2 protein-coding genes are annotated in these 17,946 nt (G+C 70.6%); one reads left to right on the top strand and one right to left on the bottom strand.

Going from position 1 to position 17,946, the window contains the following annotated elements; all coding sequences use genetic code 11:
• Window positions 1-212 precede the first annotated feature (212 nt).
• Window positions 213-1,451 (bottom strand): PucR family transcriptional regulator, encoded by a 1,239-nt coding sequence (locus tag NV348_RS33675; RefSeq protein ID WP_447150519.1) that lies wholly within the window; start codon window positions 1,449-1,451, stop codon window positions 213-215.
• Window positions 1,452-1,709: 258 nt separating this feature from the next.
• On the opposite strand from NV348_RS33675, the gene NV348_RS33670 reads away from it, so the two are divergent.
• Window positions 1,710-17,903 (top strand): non-ribosomal peptide synthetase, encoded by a 16,194-nt coding sequence (locus NV348_RS33670; protein ID WP_447150518.1) that lies wholly within the window; start codon window positions 1,710-1,712, stop codon window positions 17,901-17,903.
• Window positions 17,904-17,946 lie beyond the last annotated feature (43 nt).

Genomic DNA, 17,946 nt, shown 5'->3' with positions numbered 1-17,946 from the left:
CGAGTGTGGCGGCACCCACTGCCACAGCGATCGCAGCAGTCCGGACTATCGCTGGTCTGGCACGTATGACCACCGTCAACTCCTGTCACCTCGGGCAATCAACTCTACGCCTTCCAACTCCGGCTGATCCGGCCGAACACCGCACGAGCAAAGGTGGTCACCGAACAAGCCTCGATGTCCGAGACTGTGCGTCGGGCACAAACAACAGGGAGTCAGAATGTCCGAAAAAGCACGTGACGATACCAGCGGCAGACACCGAGGGCGAACCGCAAGCGGAAGTTGTCCGTATCCAACGTGATTCCGTAGCGGCCGGTGATCTGCTGGATGCGGTACTGGACGGTGTTGCGGTGGACGTCGAGGACGCGGGCCGTGCTCGAGTAGCTCCCGCCCTCGGCGAGAAAGATCTCCAGGGTGTGGCGGAGCATGGCCATCTTGGTGCCGTCCTCGGCGAGCGGACCGAGGACGCGCCGGACCAGTCCGGCGAGCTCGTCGGGTTCGTCGGACAGGAGGGCGAACGGGGCGACGGTGTCGAAGTCCACCACCGGTGGCGCGTCCGGTCCGGCGGTCACGGCGAGGTTCTTGGCCCGGGCCGCGCTGCGGGCGGAGTTCCGGAATCCCGGGAGTCCCGCGCCGGCGGTGCCGAGCGCGACCCTGACGGGTAGGCCGGACGCCGCGATCTGGTCCGCGAGGTCGTCGGGTGCCGTGCGGTGGTCACCCGTGCACGGGAACCAGATACGTAGTGCGCGCTCACCGGTCGCCGCTGCCAGTTCCGCTCCCCTGGCGCCCATCGCCGTCGACAGGAGTTGTCGGGCCTGGTCGAGCGCGCGTGCCGCGTCCGCTCCCGTGGTGTCCGATGGGGTCCAGACCTCCGCGGCCCGGTGTCCCTGGTCCAGTCGATAGCCGAGGGCTTCTTCGGCGGCCCTGAGGTCGACGTCGTCGCTGTCGAGGAGTCGGGCGATCCACTGCTGGCGGGCGGCCTGGCGGCTGCTGAGCCAGCGGTCACGCTCGGTTTCGTAGATCCGGCCCATGGACGAGTTGAGGCGGTCCAGGTAGGTGCTCGCGAAGCGGAGCAGTTCGGCGATTCTGGCGGCTTGGTCCGGGCCGGGGACGGCGAGGATCAGGCCGATGGCCGCGTCGAGGAGGCGATACTGGCCCAGGCCGTAGGCGCGCAGGAGGACGGTCAGCGGTACGCCGCGCCGGGCCAGGCGCTGGGCGTAGGCGGCGGCGCCGGCGGGTGGGCTGACGGTGGCCGGGTCGATGTTGTTGGCCAGGACGTACTGCACGACGGCGATGTTCTCAGCGATGCTGGCGGCGCGCAGGTCGGCCAGGTCGAAGGCGATGTCGGTCACCGGGATCATCTGCTCGGTGACGCGGATCAGGTCCTCGGTGATCGTGTCGGTGAGTGGACCGAGCGCCTGGCCGACCCAGACGAGGGATCCGTACGCCGCCACCGTCCGCTCCGTCCGTTGTACAAAAACCGCCGACGATATTGTGCCATGCGCACAAATTCCCGCTCGGGAAGACCTTCGCCGTGGTTGTTGTGTGGTCGTGACAGGGTGACGTGTGGTGTCATGGTCGCCGAACGCCCCGATATCGACTCCTTCTTGCTTGTTCGACACTGGTCCGCCACCTGGTAGGCCCAGAATCCGACAGGGTTCGTGGGTCATCGCAGAGCTGTGGGCCGGACGGATGAAGGATGTTGTACAAGGATGGGTGAGGTTCGTCGTGCGGCGCGAGGTCGAGGCAATCGCAAGGCGAGCACTCCCCTCTTCGCGCAGCTGCTGACGGCGGCGGTCGACACGGCGGGCGACGCGATCGCCCTGATCTCCTCCCCCGCCGACGGCGACCGGATCGACCTGACCTACACCCAGCTCGACGAGTCGTCCTCTCGTCTGGCCAGGGAGCTGCTGGACCGCGGTATCGGGCCCGGTGATGTCGTCGCGCTCGGTTTCACCCGGTCGATCGAGTCGGTGCTGGCCGTGTGGGCGGTCGCCAAGACCGGCGCGGCCTATGTCCCGGTCGATCCCGGTCTGCCCGAGGAACGGATCGCCTACCTGGTGGCCGACTCGGGTGCCGTCCTCGGGCTCACCGCGACGTCGCACCGGACCGCCCTGGACGACTCCCTCGATTGGATCGAGGTCGATGCGCCCGAGCATCGGGAGCGGATCGCGGCGCGTCCGTCGCATCCGGTCTCCTACCTCGATCGGGTGCGTGCGCTGACCGATCAGCACCCGGCCTACGTCATCTACACCTCGGGGTCGACCGGACGGCCCAAGGGCGTCGTGGTCACCCACGCCGGTCTGGGCACGCTGGTCACGGCGGCGCGGGACCGGTACGCGGTGAACGCGGGCGACCGGGTGCTGCACGTGTGCTCGCCGAACTTCGACGTCTCGGTGCTCGAGCTGCTGGTGACCTTCCAGGCCGGTGCCACCCTGGTGGTGTCGCCGCCGACGGTCTTCGGCGGACCCGAGCTGGCGGCGCTGCTGCGCCGGGAACGCGTGACCCATCTGCTGATCACGCCGGCCGCGCTGGAGTCGGTCGATGCCGAGGGGCTCGACGAGCTGCGGGTGGTCGTCGTGGCCGGTGACGCGTTCGGCCCGGCCCTGGTCGATCGCTGGGCGGTCGGCGAGCGTGCCTTCTTCAACGGGTACGGTCCGACTGAGGCCACGATTCTCGCCACGGGCAGCGCCGGACTGCGGCCGGGCGAGCCGATCACGATCGGTTCGGCATTCCCCGGTATCGGGGCGATGGTGCTGGACGCGCGGTTGCGGCCGGTCCCGGCGGGTGTGGCCGGTGAGTTGTACCTGTCGGGTCCCGCGCTGGCCCAGAGTTATCTGGGCAGGCCCGGACTCACCTCGGAGCGGTTCGTCGCCGCGCCGTTCGCGGGTACGGCGGGCGCCCGGATGTACCGGACCGGTGATCTGGTCCGTCGCACGAGCGAGGGTGACTTCGAGTATCTCGGCCGTTCCGACTTCCAGGTGAAGATCCGGGGGTTCCGGGTCGAGCTCGGGGAGATCGATGCCGCGCTCACGGCCCATCCGGACCTCGAGTACGCCGTCACCATGGGCGTGAAAGCCGACTCGGGTGCGACGGTGCTGGTTTCCTACGTGCTCCCCCGCCAGGGTGTGTCGGTCGATACCGAGGAGGTGACGCGCTTCGCCGGCGCCTCGTTGCCCGGTCACATGGTGCCGACCGTGCTCATCGTGCTGGACGAGATCCCGCTGACGCCCAACGGCAAACTGGATCGCACGGCGCTGCCCGCGCCGGTGTTCGGCGCGGCCTGTTCCCGTGCGCCGGAGGGCCCGCTCGAGACCGCGATCGCCGAGCTGTTCACGCAGGTCCTGGGTGTGCGGGAGATCGGCGCCGAGGATTCGTTCTTCGCTTCGGGTGGCGACAGCATTCTGTCCATCCAACTGGTCTCGCGGGCACGGACGGCCGGTATCTCGTTCACCCCGCAGGAGGTGTTCGAGCATCGGACGGTGGCGGGACTGGCCCGCGTCGCGGTGGTCGGGGTGGAGTCGGTCCCGACGTTGGCGGAGCTTCCCGGTGGTGGTGTGGGGACGATGCCACTGACGCCGGTGCTGGCGGCTTCGCTGGCGGGTGGACGGGTGTTCGGCCGGTTCAGCCAGCAGATGGTGTTGGCGCTGCCCGCCGGTATCGATCGGATCGGCTTGGTGGACACCCTCACCGCGGTGCTGAACCATCACGACATGCTCCGCGCCTGCCTGCGGGAGGTGGACGGGAGGTGGGAGCTCAACGCGCTGCCACCGGGCTCGGTGGAGGCACACCAGCTGCTCACCCGGGTCGACGTTCCCGCGGGCCGGACCGACGCGGAGCTCGCCGAGATCGCGAGTACGGCCATGGATGCCGCGCTGGCGTCGCTGGATCCGCTGGCGTCGCGGATGGTCGCGTTCGTGTGGCTGTGCCGCGAGGACGGCCCGGATGGTCTGATCGTGGCGGCCAACCACGCCGTGATCGACGGGGTGTCCTGGCGAATCCTGTTGTCGGACTTGGTGGCCGCGTGGGCCCAGTACGCGGCTGGGCAGCGGGTCACCCTGCCTGCCGTCGGTACCTCGTTCCGCCGGTGGGCGCACGGTTTGACCGAGGCGGCGTCCGGGCGTCGGGGCGAGCTGGACCACTGGCGGCGGACCCTGGCGGTCCCTGATCCGCTGCTGGGCGGGCGTCCATTGGACCGCTCGGTCGATACCGCGTCGACTGTGCGGACTTTCAGTGTCACGGTGCCCGCCGACGTCACCCGGGCGGTGCTGACCGACCTGCCGACGATGTATCGCACGGGTGCCGAGGACGGCCTGCTCGCCGCGCTGGCCCTGGCGGTGCGGACGTGGCGGGCCCGCCGTGGCGTGGATGCTTCGGCGACGCGCATCCGGCTGGAGGGCCACGGCCGTGCGGAGTCCGCGGTCGGCGGCGCCGATCTGACCCGGACGGTCGGCTGGTTCACCAGCATGTATCCCGTGGCGCTCGATCTGGGCGGGATCGACGCTGAGGACGCGTGGCGTGGTGGTGCGGCGACCGCGTCGCTGGTCAAGGCGGTCAAGGAGCAGCTGCTCGCGGTGCCGCACAAGGGCATCGGTTTCGGCATGCTCCGGCATCTGGACATGGATTCGGGCCCGCAGCTGTCCGGCGCGCTGGGCCAGGTCGGCTTCAACTATCTGGGTCGGGTGTCGGCCGGTGATGTGCCGGATTCGCTCGCCGATCACGGCTGGCTGCCCACCGACGCGTGGGGTGAGCCCGTCGCCGACCAGGATCCGGCGCTGCCCGCGGCCGCCGTGGTCGATATCAACGCGCTGGCGGCCGGCTCCGGCGACGGTGTGCTGCTGCGGGCGTCGTTCTCGTATGCCTCGGGGATCATCGACGAGGCGTCGGTGCGTGCGCTGGCCGAGTGCTGGACAGAGGCGTTGGCGCTGCTCGCCGACCATCTCCGTGATCCGGCGGCCGGTGGCCTCTCCCCCGCCGATGTCGCGCTGGTGCGGGTGTCCCAGGGGGAGTTGGATGAGTGGCACCGTGCGCTGCCCGGGCTGAGCGATGTGGTGCCGTTGGCGCCGTTGCAGCTCGGCTTGCTGTATCTCGCGCAGGGCTCCCCCGATGCGGATCCGTATCTGGTGCAGCTGGCCGTCGAGTTGGCGGGTGCGGTGGATCTGGAGCGGTTGCGGCGGGCCGCGCAGGTGGTCCTCGATCGGCACGCGATCCTGCGCACGTCGTTCGGGTCGGCGGCGTCGGGTACGCCGGTGGGTTTCGTGGCCGAGGGTGTCGCGGTGCCGTGGCGGATCGTCGACACCACGGTGCGCGACCCGCGGGAGTTCCTGGCCGCTGAGGCGCGGGCCGGTTTCGATCTATCGTCGCCGCCGTTGCTGCGGTTCACGGTGTACCGCCGTGGTTCCGGTGATCTGCATCTGGTGCTGACCGCGCATCATCTGCTGGTGGACGGCTGGTCGATGCCGTTGCTGATGAAGGAACTGCTGGTCTCCTACGCCACCGACGGCGGCCCGTCGATGCTGCCGCGCGTGCGGCCCTATCGTGACTATCTCGCGTGGCTGGACGGCCGGGATCGGTCGGCGGCGCTGCGCGGTTGGCGCGTGGCATTGTCCGGGCTCGAGCCCACCGTGCTCACGGCGGCGGTCGCCCCGCCTGTGGATGCGGGGGCGGGATACGGGATGTGCGCGGTCGAGCTGTCGGCGGCAGAGGCGGAGGTCCTGTCGGCGGCCGCCGCGGCACACGAGGTCACCCTGAACACGCTGTTCCAGACGGCATGGGGATTGGTGCTGGCCGGTGCCGTCGGCCGGGATGATGTCGTGTTCGGTGCGGTGGTGTCGGGGCGACCGCCGCAGCTGGACGGTGTCGACGGCATGGTCGGTCTTTTCGCGAACACGATCCCGGTGCGGGTCCGGTTCGACGGTGCCGCGCCGCTGCGTGCGGTGTTGTCGCGGGTGCAGTCCGAGCAGGTCGCGTTGCTCGACGGGCATTACTTGGGGCTGGCCGAGATCCAGCGGTCCGCGGGCGCGGGTGAGCTGTTCGACACGCTGATGGCCTACGAGTCCTATCCGGTGGATACCGAGGGGATGCGGCGCGCACACGGCTCCATCGATGGTCTGGAGATCGTGGACGTCGAGGCGGCCAACGCGACGCATTATCCGGTGGCGGTCGGGGTCGAGGTGGGCGACGGCATCCGCGTCGGCCTGCAGTATCGGCTCGATGTCGTCGGCAGCGACGTCGCCGATGCGCTGGCGTACCGGCTCCGCGTGGTGCTCGATGCTCTCCGGGATACGCCGGATCGCCCGGTGTGCGATGCGCTCGAGGTGCTCGCCCGGCACGACGATCCGGTGGCGCGGTTCGCCTATTGGCGTGCGGTTCTCACGGATCTGCCCGAGGAGCTGAATCTTCCGTCGGATCGACTCCGGCCCGTCGCGCCGGTGGTCGTCGACGATCAGGTGCGGTTCGAGATCCCGGCCGATCTGGCCGGGCGGGTGCGGGATGTCGCGGAGTTCCGGCAGACCTCGGTGCGGACCGTCGTCCATGTCGCGTTCGCGGCGTTGCTGGCGCGACTGTCCGGTAGTGCGGACATCGCGATCGATGCGTTGGGCCCGCAGGATTCGGCAGTGCTGCTGCGACTATCGGTGCCGGGCGACCGAACCGTCGACGCGCTGCTGTCAGACGCCGCCGCGATCGCACGGAAGGCCTTCGCACACGCGGAGTTGTCCGCGGCGGAGGCGGCGGCCTTGGGTGTCGCCGAGCGAGCGTCCAGCCGGTTCGCGCTGCTGACGGAGCCGCGACCGGAGGCGACCCACTTCGACCTCGCGCTCTCCGTCTCCCCCGGTGCGGCGGACACGCTGTCCGCCGAGTTCGCTTTCGCCAGCGCTCTGTTCGACCGGGAGACGGTCTCGGTGTTCGCCGAACGGCTGGTCCGGCTACTGACGGCGATCACCGAGTACCCCCAGTCTCCGGTCGGTGACCTGGTTGTTCTCAGTGCGGCCGAACAGCTGACCGAGCGTGCTGCCGACCCCGTCGCTCTTGCGCTGCGGTTCCCGGATCTCGTCTCGCGTGGTGTCGCGCTCGGCCCCGACCGAGTGGCGATCCGGTACCGGGGACATTCGATGTCCTATGGCGAACTCGACGCGCGGACTTCCCGCTTGGCCCGTGCCCTGATCGCGCGGGGCGTTGGCCCCGAAGTCGCTGTCGCGGTGGTATTCCCGAGGTCGGTGGAGATGGTCGTCGCCGCACTCGCGGTCGCGAAGGCCGGTGGCCTGTTCGTGCCGATGGACCCGGCTCAGCCGTCACAGCGTCTCGACCACTTGGTCGCCGACTCGGGCGCGGCACTGGGTCTCACCGCTCCGGAGCATCTCGATCGGGTGCCGGCGGGCGTGGACTGGCTCACCGTGGACGCGGCTGAGAGCTCCGCCGCGACGCCGATCACGGACGCGGATCGTAGTGCGCCACTGCGGGTGGACCACCCCGCGTATGTCATCTACACCTCCGGTTCGACCGGCGTCCCCAAGGGCGTCACGGTGACCCACGCCGGCCTGAGCACCCTGGTCGAGGAGGCCGTTCGCCGCTACGACCTCACCGGGGGCCACCGGTTCCTGCACATCTGCGCTCCCTGGTTCGACCCGTCGGTCCTGGAATGGTTGTGTGCCTTCACGACGGGGGCGACGCTCGTCGTCGTGCCGGCGGAGATCCTCGGCGGTGTCGAGCTGACCGAGCTGCTGGCCGCCGAAGCCGTCACCCACGCGATCATCACTCCCGCCGTGCTCGGCACGCTCGATCCGGCGGGTCTCGATGCGCTGGAGCTGCTGTCCGTCGGCGGCGACGTGACCACGCCGGAGTTGCTGGCGAAGTGGCAGCCGGGTCGCCGCTATCTCAACGGGTACGGCCCCACCGAGACGACGATCATCTCGGCTTACGCCGAACTCACCGCCGGTCACCCCGTGTCGATCGGTGTGCCGGTTCCGGGCACGCACGCGATGGTCCTGGACGAGCGGTTTCATCCGGTGCCGCCGGGTGTCACCGGTGAGCTCTATCTGGCCGGTCGCGCGTTGGCGCGCGGCTACCGCAATCAGCCGGGGACGACGTCGGCCCGGTTCGTCCCCGATCCCTGGGGCGCCCCGGGTGCGCGGATGTATCGCACCGGTGATCTCGTGCGAGTACGCGACGCGGAACTGCACTATGTCGGTCGCGCGGACACGCAGCTGAAGGTGCGCGGGTTCCGGATCGAACCGGGCGAGGTCGATGCGGTGCTCGCCGGCCGCGCCGAGGTCGATGCGGCCGTGACCGTGGGCCGGTCGACAGCGTCCGGGTCCACTGTCCTGGTCACCTATGTCGTTGCCGCGCAGGGGCGGACCGCCGATCCGGCGGCGCTCACCGAGTACGCCGCGCAGCGCCTGCCGTCGTACCTGGTGCCCTCGGCGATCGTCGTGCTCGAGGCGCTGCCGCTGACTTCCAACGGCAAGCTCGACCGGTCCGCTCTCCCGGAGCCGGTCGCCGCGACGGCGGTCGATCGGGCGCCGTCGACTCCGGCGGAGACGGTGTTGTCCGGGCTGTTCGCGCGGGTGCTCGGGGTCGAGGCGGTAGGCGTGAACGATTCGTTCTTCGCCGTGGGTGGCGACAGCATTCTGTCGATCCAGCTGGTCTCGCTGGCCCGTGCGGCGGGCCTGACGTTCACGACCCGGGACGTGTTCGAGCACCGTACTGTGGCGAAGCTGGCCGAGATCGCCGCTGTCGACAGTCCTGCCGTCACCCTGGCCGAGTTGCCCGGTGGCGGGATCGGTGAGGTCGCGCTGACCCCGGTGCTGGCGGAGTTCCTGGCCACCGGCTCGAGCGATCGTTTCGCGCAGACGATGGTCCTGGCGCTGCCGGACGGTATCGATCGGGCCGGTCTGGTCGCGACCGTGGCCGCGGTGCTGCGCCGGCACGACATGCTGCGTTCACGGTTGCGCCACGACGGCGTCCGGTGGCGGTTCGAGGTGCTGGGGCCCGAGGCCGTCCACGCGGACGCGCTGATCTCCGAGGTCGACGCGGCCTCTGCCGAGGGCGACGACCTGACCCGTCTCGGTAGCGCCGCCATGGATTCGGCGCTCTCGGCGCTCGATCCGGGATATGGCCGGATGATCGCGTTGACGTGGGTGCGCAGGAACGACGCCCGGGACCTGCTCGTGGTGGCTGCCCATCACTATGCAATCGATGGGGTGTCGTGGCGGATCCTGCTGCCGGACCTGGTCGTCGCGTGGGCACAGCACAGCGCCGGGCAAGAGATCGTCGTGCCGCCGGTCGGTACTTCGTTCCGCCGCTGGGCGCACGGTCTGGTCGAGGCCGACCGCACCGGCGAACTCGACTACTGGCGGCAGCTGCTGTCCACCCCGGATCCGCTGCTCGGCGCACGGGCACTGGACAGCGCGGTCGACACCGAGGCGACGATGCGGTCGATCACGGTGCAGGTGCCAGCCGAGGTCACCGAACCGCTGCTGACCACGCTGCCCGCACAGTACCGGGCCGGCGCCGACCACGCCCTGCTCGCCGCGCTCGCGCTGGCCGTGCGCGAGTGGCGCGCGCGTCGTGGTGTGGAGGCTGACACTCTGCGCGTCAGGGTGGAAGCGCACGGTCGCCAGGAAGACGTCGTTCCCGGCGCCGATCTGACCCGCACCGTCGGCTGGTTCACCAGCGTCCACCCGGTCGTGCTGGACCTGTCCGAGGTCCCGGGGCAGGTCGACGACGCTGCCCTCGCGACAGCGGTGCGCTCGGTGAAGGAACAGCTGCTCGCGGTGCCGGACAACGGCATCGGCTTCGGCCTGCTACGCCTCGACCCGGCGCATCGGCTCACCGGTGGCCTCGGCCAGATCGGCTTCAACTACCTGGGCCGCGCGACGACCGGTCACGGGCCCGCCGAGGACACCGCCTGGCTGCCCGCCGCCGATCTCGGCGACATCGAGGTCGACTACGACCCCGCACTGCCCGCCGACACCGTCGTGGACATCAACGCGATCGCCGTCCCCACCGACGCCGGTCTCCAGCTCCGCGCCGACTTCCGTTACGCCACGGGCATTCTCGATGCCGATGACGTACTGGAGCTGGCCGACGAGTGGACGCGACAGCTGACCGCGCTCGCCGACCACACCCGGCATCCGGACGCGGGCGGCCTGACACCGTCCGATGTCGCGCTGGTGCCGGTGTCGCAGGCGGATCTGGACCTGTGGCGTCGCACCCACCCCGGTCTGACCGAGGTGCTGCCCCTGTCCCCGCTGCAACATTCGCTGCTGGCACTGGAAGAGCTCCTGGACGAGTCGGTGCACGCCTATGTCATCCAGCTCGTCGCCGAACTCACCGGCGATCTCGACACCGAGCGTCTGCGCCGTGCGGCCCGCACTGTCCTGGACCGGCACGCGAACCTGCGCTCCGCGTTCGTCACCGCCGCCGACGGAACGCCGGTGCAGGTGGTCGCCGACGCGGTCGAGGCGCCGTTGCGGATCGTCGGCGAGATCGACGAAGCCGACCTGCCCGCGCTGCTGGCCACCGATCAGCAGGCCGGATTCGATCCGGCGATCGCGCCGCTGCTGCGATTCACCGTCTACACCACCGGTTCCGGGCGCAGTCACCTCGTACTGACCGGCCATCACATCCTGCTCGACGGCTGGTCGATGCCGCTGCTGATGAAGGAACTGCTGGTCCTGTACGCGACGCACGGTGACGCGGCGCCCCTGCCGCCGGTGCGGCCCTACCGCGACTACCTCCAGTGGCTGAGCCGTCAGGATCGCGCGGTCGCCGAGCGTGCGTGGTCGTCGGTGCTGGCCGAGGTGGAGCCGAGCGTGCTCGCGCCGGAGCTGACGTGGCCGCCCGCCACTGGCACCGGATTCGGGCTGTGCGAGTTCGACTTCGATGCCGCCCGCACCGCCGAGCTCACCACGTTCGCCGCCCACACCGAGGTCACCGCGAACACGGTCTTCCAGGCGGCGTGGGGTCTGGTCGTCGCCGGGACCACCGGACGCGACGACATCGTCTTCGGCGCCACCGTCTCGGGCCGTCCGCCGCAGATCGACGGTGTCGGCGACATGATCGGCCTGTTCGTCGACGCGGTCCCGGTGCGGGTCCGGCTCGACCGGACCGCCACGGTGACCGACCTGGTGCGCGCGGTGCAGGCCGAGCAGGCCTCGGTGCTGGACCACCACCATCTCGGTCTCGGCGCGATCCAGCGGGTGGCCGGGCGCGGTGAACTGTTCGACACCATGCTGGCTTTCGAGTCCTACCCGGTCGACGCGGAAGGACTTCAGCAGGCGGGCGGTGCGCTCGACAACCTGAGCATCGACGGTCTGCGCGGGGCCGACTTCACGCACTACCCGCTCACCATCCTGGTCTTCCTGGGAGCGCGCACCCAGGTGCAGATCAAGTACCGGCGTGATCTCGTCGCCGACGCCACCGCGCAGGCGGTGACCGACCGGCTGCGCACCGCCCTGACCGACGTGATCACCGCGCCGGACACCGCGGCCGCCGAGATCGCGCATCGGCTCGCGGCCGTGCCCGCCGACCCGATTACGCGAGCCCGCTTCTGGCGCAACACCTTGGCCGATCCGCCCGGTCGGCTCGCCCTCCCCACGGCCCGGCGCGGCACCGCGGACGGGCAGGGTCGGACACAGCTGCCGATCCCGGCAGCGGTGCACCACGACCTGCGTCGGCTCGCCGATTCGGCGGGCGTGAGCTGGTCGGCGCTGATCCGCAGCGCCGTCGCCGTGCTGCTCGCGCGGCTCACCGGCACCGACGACATCGTGATCGCCGCGCCCGAGCAGGGCATGGTGGTCCGCACCCGCGTCGACTCGGCCCGGCCTTTCCTCGCGCTGCTCCCGCAGGCACAGCACAGCGAATCCCAGGCGCTCGCGCACGCGGGAATTCCACCGGCGGACCTGGCCGCCCTGCTCGGTGTCGATCACCTGGATCAGGTGTCGCTGAGCTTCGACGGTCTCGCGTCCGGTGAGCTGGCCCTCGCCGTGATCGAGCACGACGCGGGCTCGTCCATCGACATAGCCTTCGCGCGAACAGTGTTCGACGAGGAGGAAGCGCTGACATTCGGTCGGCGCCTGGTGCGGATCCTGGCCGCGCTGGCCCAGCGACCGGGGACACCGGTCGGTGACCTGCCGCTGGCGGACCGCGACGAGGACAGCTTCCTGATCCGTATCGGCGACGGCGGCACACCGTCGACCATCGCCACCCTGCCGCAGCTGCTGGTGCGCGGCACCGACTACGGACAGCACCGGATCGCGGTGCGCGACAACGGCCGCGGCCACACCTACGGTGACCTGGACGCCGATTCCTCGCGCCTGGCCCGGGTCCTGATCGCCGATGGCGTCGGGCCGGAAACCGTGGTCGCCTCGGCGATCCCGCGCGGCTACCCGGCGATTCTGGCGTTCTGGGCGATCGCGAAAGCCGGCGGCGTGTATCTGCCGGTCGACCCGAACTACCCCGCCGACCGGGTCCGGCACATGCTCGAGGACTCCGGTGCCACAGTGGGCATCACCGTCACCGGACACGCTCGGGCACTCGGTGAGTCGGCGCGCTGGCTGGTGCTCGATGATCCCGCCGTACGCGCCCGTATCGCCGGCTATCCCTCCACTGCGGTGCGGGACCGGGACCGCCGGGCGCCGCTGCGGCGCGACCACGCCGCCTACGTCATCTACACCTCCGGCTCCACCGGACGGCCCAAGGGCGTCACCGTGACTCACGCGGGCCTCGGTGCCCTGGTCACGCACTCGGCCACGATCATGGGCCTGCGGCACGACCATCGGATGCTGCACGTCTGCTCGCCCAGCTTCGACCAGTCGATCGAGGAGATCGGCACCGCCTTCCATCGCGGCGCCACCCTGGTGATCGCGCCACCGGACACCGTCGGCGGCGTCGACCTCGACGACCTGCTGCGCCGGGAGCGCGTGACCCACACGATCATCACCCCAGCCCTGCTGGGCACCCTCGATCCGGCGGGTCTGCCCGATCTGGTCTGTGTCTCGGCGGGCGGCGAGGCGACCACCGCCGAGCTGCTGGCCGCCTGGCAGCGCGGCCGCCGCTTCCTCAACGGATACGGTCCGACCGAGGCCACGATCGGCGCGACCTACGCGCGGTTACGCGCCAATGACCGGGTCACGATCGGCCGACCGGTGCCGGGGCTGCGCGCGGTGGTTCTCGACCAGCGGCTGCACCCGGTGCCCGTCGGTGTCACCGGTGAGCTGTATCTGGCCGGTTCGGCACTGGCCCGCGGCTACTACGGGCGCGGCGCCGTGACCGCCGATCGGTTCGTCGCGTGCCCGTGGGGTGCGGCAGGCGAACGCATGTACCGCACCGGCGATCTCGTGCGCTGGGTGCGTGGTGCGGACGCGGCCGACGAGCTGGAGTACCTGGGGCGCACCGATTTCCAGGTCAAGATCCGGGGTTTCCGGATCGAGCTGGGCGAGATCGACGCCGTGCTGGCGCGGCATCCGCAGGTCACCTTCGCGGTCACCGTCGGCGCCGAGAATCCGGCGGGTGAGACCACGGTGGTGTCGTATGTGACGGGTCGCGATATCGATCCCGGTGCGGTGGCCCGGTGGTCGTCGTCGATGCTGCCGGCGCACATGGTCCCGGCGGCCGTGGTGGTGCTGGACCGGATTCCGTTGACCTCCTCCGGCAAACTCGACCGCAAGGCGCTGCCCGCGCCCGTCTTCGCGGCCCGCCCCTACCGGCGGCCGGCGAGCGGGCTGGAACGCACCGTCGCCGGGGTCTTCGCGGAGGTGCTGGGTATCGACCGGGTCGGCGCCGACGACAACTTCTTCGAGCGCGGCGGCAACTCGCTGCTCGCGACCCGGCTCACCGCCCGCTTGAGCGCGGCCGTCGACGTCCGGGTCCCGGTACGGGTGCTGTTCGCGGCACCGACCGTCGCCGAGTGCGCGGCGGAGGTGTCCCGGTTGACCCGGGCGAGCCGTCGTCCGGCGTTGCGGGCGCAGGCTCGGCCGGAGCGGCTCCCGCTCTCGCCCGCCCAGCAGCGCATGTGGTTCCTCAATCGCTTCGACACCCGGACCTCCGCGTACACGATTCCGGTCGTGCTGCGCCTGACCGGTGCGCTCGATGTCGCGGCGTTGCGGGCGGCGTTCGGCGATGTCGTGTCCCGGCACGAGATCCTGCGCACGGTGTATCCGGCCGTGGATCACGCGCCGGTGCAGGTCGTGCTGCCCGCCGACCATCCTGACCTGCCCCGGCTGACGGTCCAGGCCACCACCGAGGTGGAACCCGCTGTGCTGCAGCTGGTTTCGACGGTCTTCGACGTCACCGCGGAGGTGCCGTTGCGGGCGATGCTGTTCGAGGCCGGGCCCGAGGACTTCGTCCTGGCCATGGCCATTCACCACATCGCCGGTGACGGTTTCTCCGGCGGGCCGCTCACCCGCGACCTGGTGACCGCCTACAGTGCCCGTCTCGGCGGGCATGCCCCCGCGTGGACGCCGCTGGCCGTGCAGTACGCCGACTACGCGGTCTGGCAGCAGACGCTCCTGGGCGACGACACCGATCCCTCGTCGGTGGGCGCCGAGCAGCTCGCGTACTGGCGGCAGGCGCTGGCCGGGCTGCCCGATCAGCTCGACCTGCCCCGCGACCGCCCGCGACCGGCGATCCAGTCCTATGCCGGTGGCCGGGTGCCGTTCACCGTGGACGCCGCCACCCACGCCGCGCTCACCGAACTGGCCCGCACCCAGGGTGCGACGCTGTTCATGGCCGTGCACACCGCGCTGGCGGTTCTGCTCGCCGGGCTGTCGGGGACCACCGACATCGCCATCGGCACCCCGGTCGCCGGGCGTGGCGAGGCCGAACTGGACGATCTGATCGGCATGTTCGTCAACACGCTGGTGTTCCGCACCGAGGTCGACGGCGACGCGAGCTTCGCCGAACTCCTGGCCCGCCAGCGCGAGATCGATCTGCGGGCGTTCGCGCAGAGCGACATCCCGTTCGAGCGGCTGGTGGAAGTGCTCAACCCGGCCCGCTCCACGGCCCGGCATCCGCTGTTCCAGGTCGGTCTGTCGTTCCAGAACCTCGCCGAGGTGCGGATGGACCTGCCCGGCATCAGCGTCGCCTCGATCGACACCGATCGTGAGCTCTCGCAGTTCGATCTGCACCTGATCCTGGCGGATCGCTACACCGCCGACGGCTCGGCCGCCGGAATCGGCGGCTACTGCACCTTCGCCACGGATCTGTTCGACGCGTCGACGGTGCGCGGGTTCCTGGAGCGGTTCACGCGGATCATCGACGCCGTGGTCGCCGCGCCCGGTGCACCGCTGCACCGGATCGATCTGCTCGCTCCGGCCGAGCGCACCCGGATCGTCGAACGGTGGAATCGCACCGCGCGCCAGACCGATCCGGCCGCGACCCTGGTGTCACTGCTGGACGAGACCGTGGCCGCGGACCCGCATGCGGTGGCCCTGGTCGCCGGCACCGAACGGTGGACCTTCGCCGAGCTCGACGCACGGGTGAACCGGCTGGCCCGGTACCTCGTCGCCGCGGGCGTCGGTCCGGAGACCCGGGTGGCGCTGGCCATGCGGCGCTCGGTCGACCTCGTGATCGCGATGTACGCGGTCGCTACCGCCGGTGGCGCCTATGTGCCGATCGATCCCGATCAGCCGCTCGCGCGCACCGAGTACATCCTGGACACGGCGTTGCCGATCCTCGTGCTCACCGACACCGCCACCGGATTCACGGCCGCCGGTACCCGGGTCGTGGCCGTCGACCAGCTGGATCTGTCGTCGCTGCGCGCCGCCCCGCTCACCGATCGCGACCGGCGCGCACCACTGCGGGCGGCCAATACCGCGTACGTGATCTTCACGTCCGGCTCGACGGGCCGCCCGAAGGGTGTCGCGGTGTCGCATGCCGCCGTGGTCAACCAGTTGCGGTGGAAGGCGGAGAGATTCGGTCTCACCGCCGAGGATGTCGTGCTGCTGAAGACGGCTGCGACCTTCGACCTGTCGGTGTGGGAGTTCTGGTCGACGGCGGTGTCGGGCGGCCGCCTGGTCATCGCCGCACCCGACGGCCACCGCGATCCGGCCTACCTCGCCGAGCTGATGCGCCGCGAGGGCGTCACCACCCTGCACGCGGTGCCCTCGATGCTCGACGCGCTGCCCGCCGACGCCCTGCCCGCCTCGCTGCGCCGCGTACTGGCCATCGGCGAGACGCTGCCCGCGGCGCTGGCCCGCCGATTCGAATCCGCGGCACCGCAGGCCACCCTGTTCAACGTGTACGGACCGACCGAGGCGGCGGTCTCGATCACCAGCCACCAGGTCGGCGCCGCGGACACCGTGACCGTCCCGATCGGCACGCCGGTCTGGAACAGTCAGGTCTACGTGCTCGACGCGCGCCTGCGGCCGGTGCCGGTCGGTGTGCCGGGTGAGCTGTATCTGGCCGGCGCCCAGCTGGCCGACGGCTACCTCGGCAGGCCCGATCTGACGGCGGAACGCTTCGTGGCGAATCCCTTCCACGCGGGTACCCGGCTGTACCGCACCGGTGACCTGGCGGCATGGAATGCCGACGGGGCGCTGGAGTATCGCGGGCGCACCGACTTCCAGCTGAAGATCCGGGGCTTCCGCATCGAACTCGAGGAGATCGATGCGGTGCTCGCCGCGCACGCCGATGTCGGCTACGCCGTCACGATGGGGCGGGAGAACCAGACCGGCGCAACGGTGCTGGTGTCCTATGTGGTCGCCGCGCCCGATCGGGTGGTCATCGTCGAGGATCTGCTCGAATGGGCGGCACGGTCACTGCCCTCGCACATGGTGCCCGCCACGATCATGGTCATCGACCAGGTACCGCTCACCCATGTCGGCAAACTCGACCGCGCCGCGCTGCCCGCTCCCGAACTCGCGGTCCGCGCCTACCGTGCCCCCGGTACCGCGATCGAGCAGACGGTGTGCGAGATCTTCGCCGATGTCCTGCGCCTGGAACGGGTCGGCATGGACGACCACTTCTTCGAACTGGGCGGCACTTCGCTCAGCGCCACCCGCCTCGCGACGCAGCTGAGCGACGCGGTGGCTGTCACTATCCCGGTTACCTGGCTGTTCACCACGCCGACGCCCGCGGGCATCCTCGCGGCGTTGCGTGCCGACGGGGCGGACAGCACCGGCGCCGACGCGGCGTTCGACGTCCTGTTGCCGTTGCGTACCGGTGGGAGCCGCGAGCCGCTGTTCTGTATCCACCCCATCAGCGGTGTCGCCTGGTCGTTCGGCGGGCTCGCCGCCCACCTGCATCCCGACCGGCCGATCTACGGCCTGCAGTCACCGGCGCTGAGTTCGGCCGAGCCACTGCCGGATTCGATCGAGGAATGGGCGCTGCTCTACCTCAAGCAGATCCGCGAGATCCAGGCCGAAGGGCCGTATCACCTGCTCGGCTGGTCGCTGGGCGGCGTGCTCGCGCACGCCATGGCGGTGCAACTGCAGGAAGACGGTGAAGAGGTCGCGGTGCTCGGCATGCTCGACAGCACGCTGACCGCCGCGTCGCACGGCACGACGAGCCCGGTCACCGCGGCCGATCTGCTCGGCGGGTTCACCGGTGACCTCGCCGCGGAGGGCGCCTTGGACGAGATCGCCGACGCCCGGGGTCTGGCCGATGTCCTCGGTCGGCTCGCCGCACCGCTGGCGTCGCTGGACCCTGCCCGGATCGAACGCATCGTCGACGCGGCGATCACCTCGGCAGCACTCGACGCGGCCTACCGGCCCCGCCGATTCGACGGCAGCATCACCTATTTCACCGCCGCCCAGGACGATCCGACCGGCTCCGCCGGCGCCGCGTCCTGGACCGATGCCGCCAGCCGCCCGGTGCGCAATCACCTCGTGGACGCGACGCATTGGCGGATGGCCGAGAGCCGAGCCCTCGAGTCGATCGCCAAGGTGTTGCGCGAGTGGCTGTGACGATCGCGAGTGGAAGGGATTACCGGACCGGTCATACGGAACA

The organism is Nocardia fodinahabitans, assembly GCF_052983615.1.
The sequence above is the reverse complement of the archived record's forward strand: the minus strand, read 5'-3'. Positions and strand labels throughout refer to the sequence as shown.

Coding starts and splice junctions, on each gene's coding strand:
- NV348_RS33670 (WP_447150518.1), top strand. CDS start 1,710: ATGGGTGAGGTTCGTCGTGCGGCGCGAGGTCGAGGCAATCGCAAGGCG.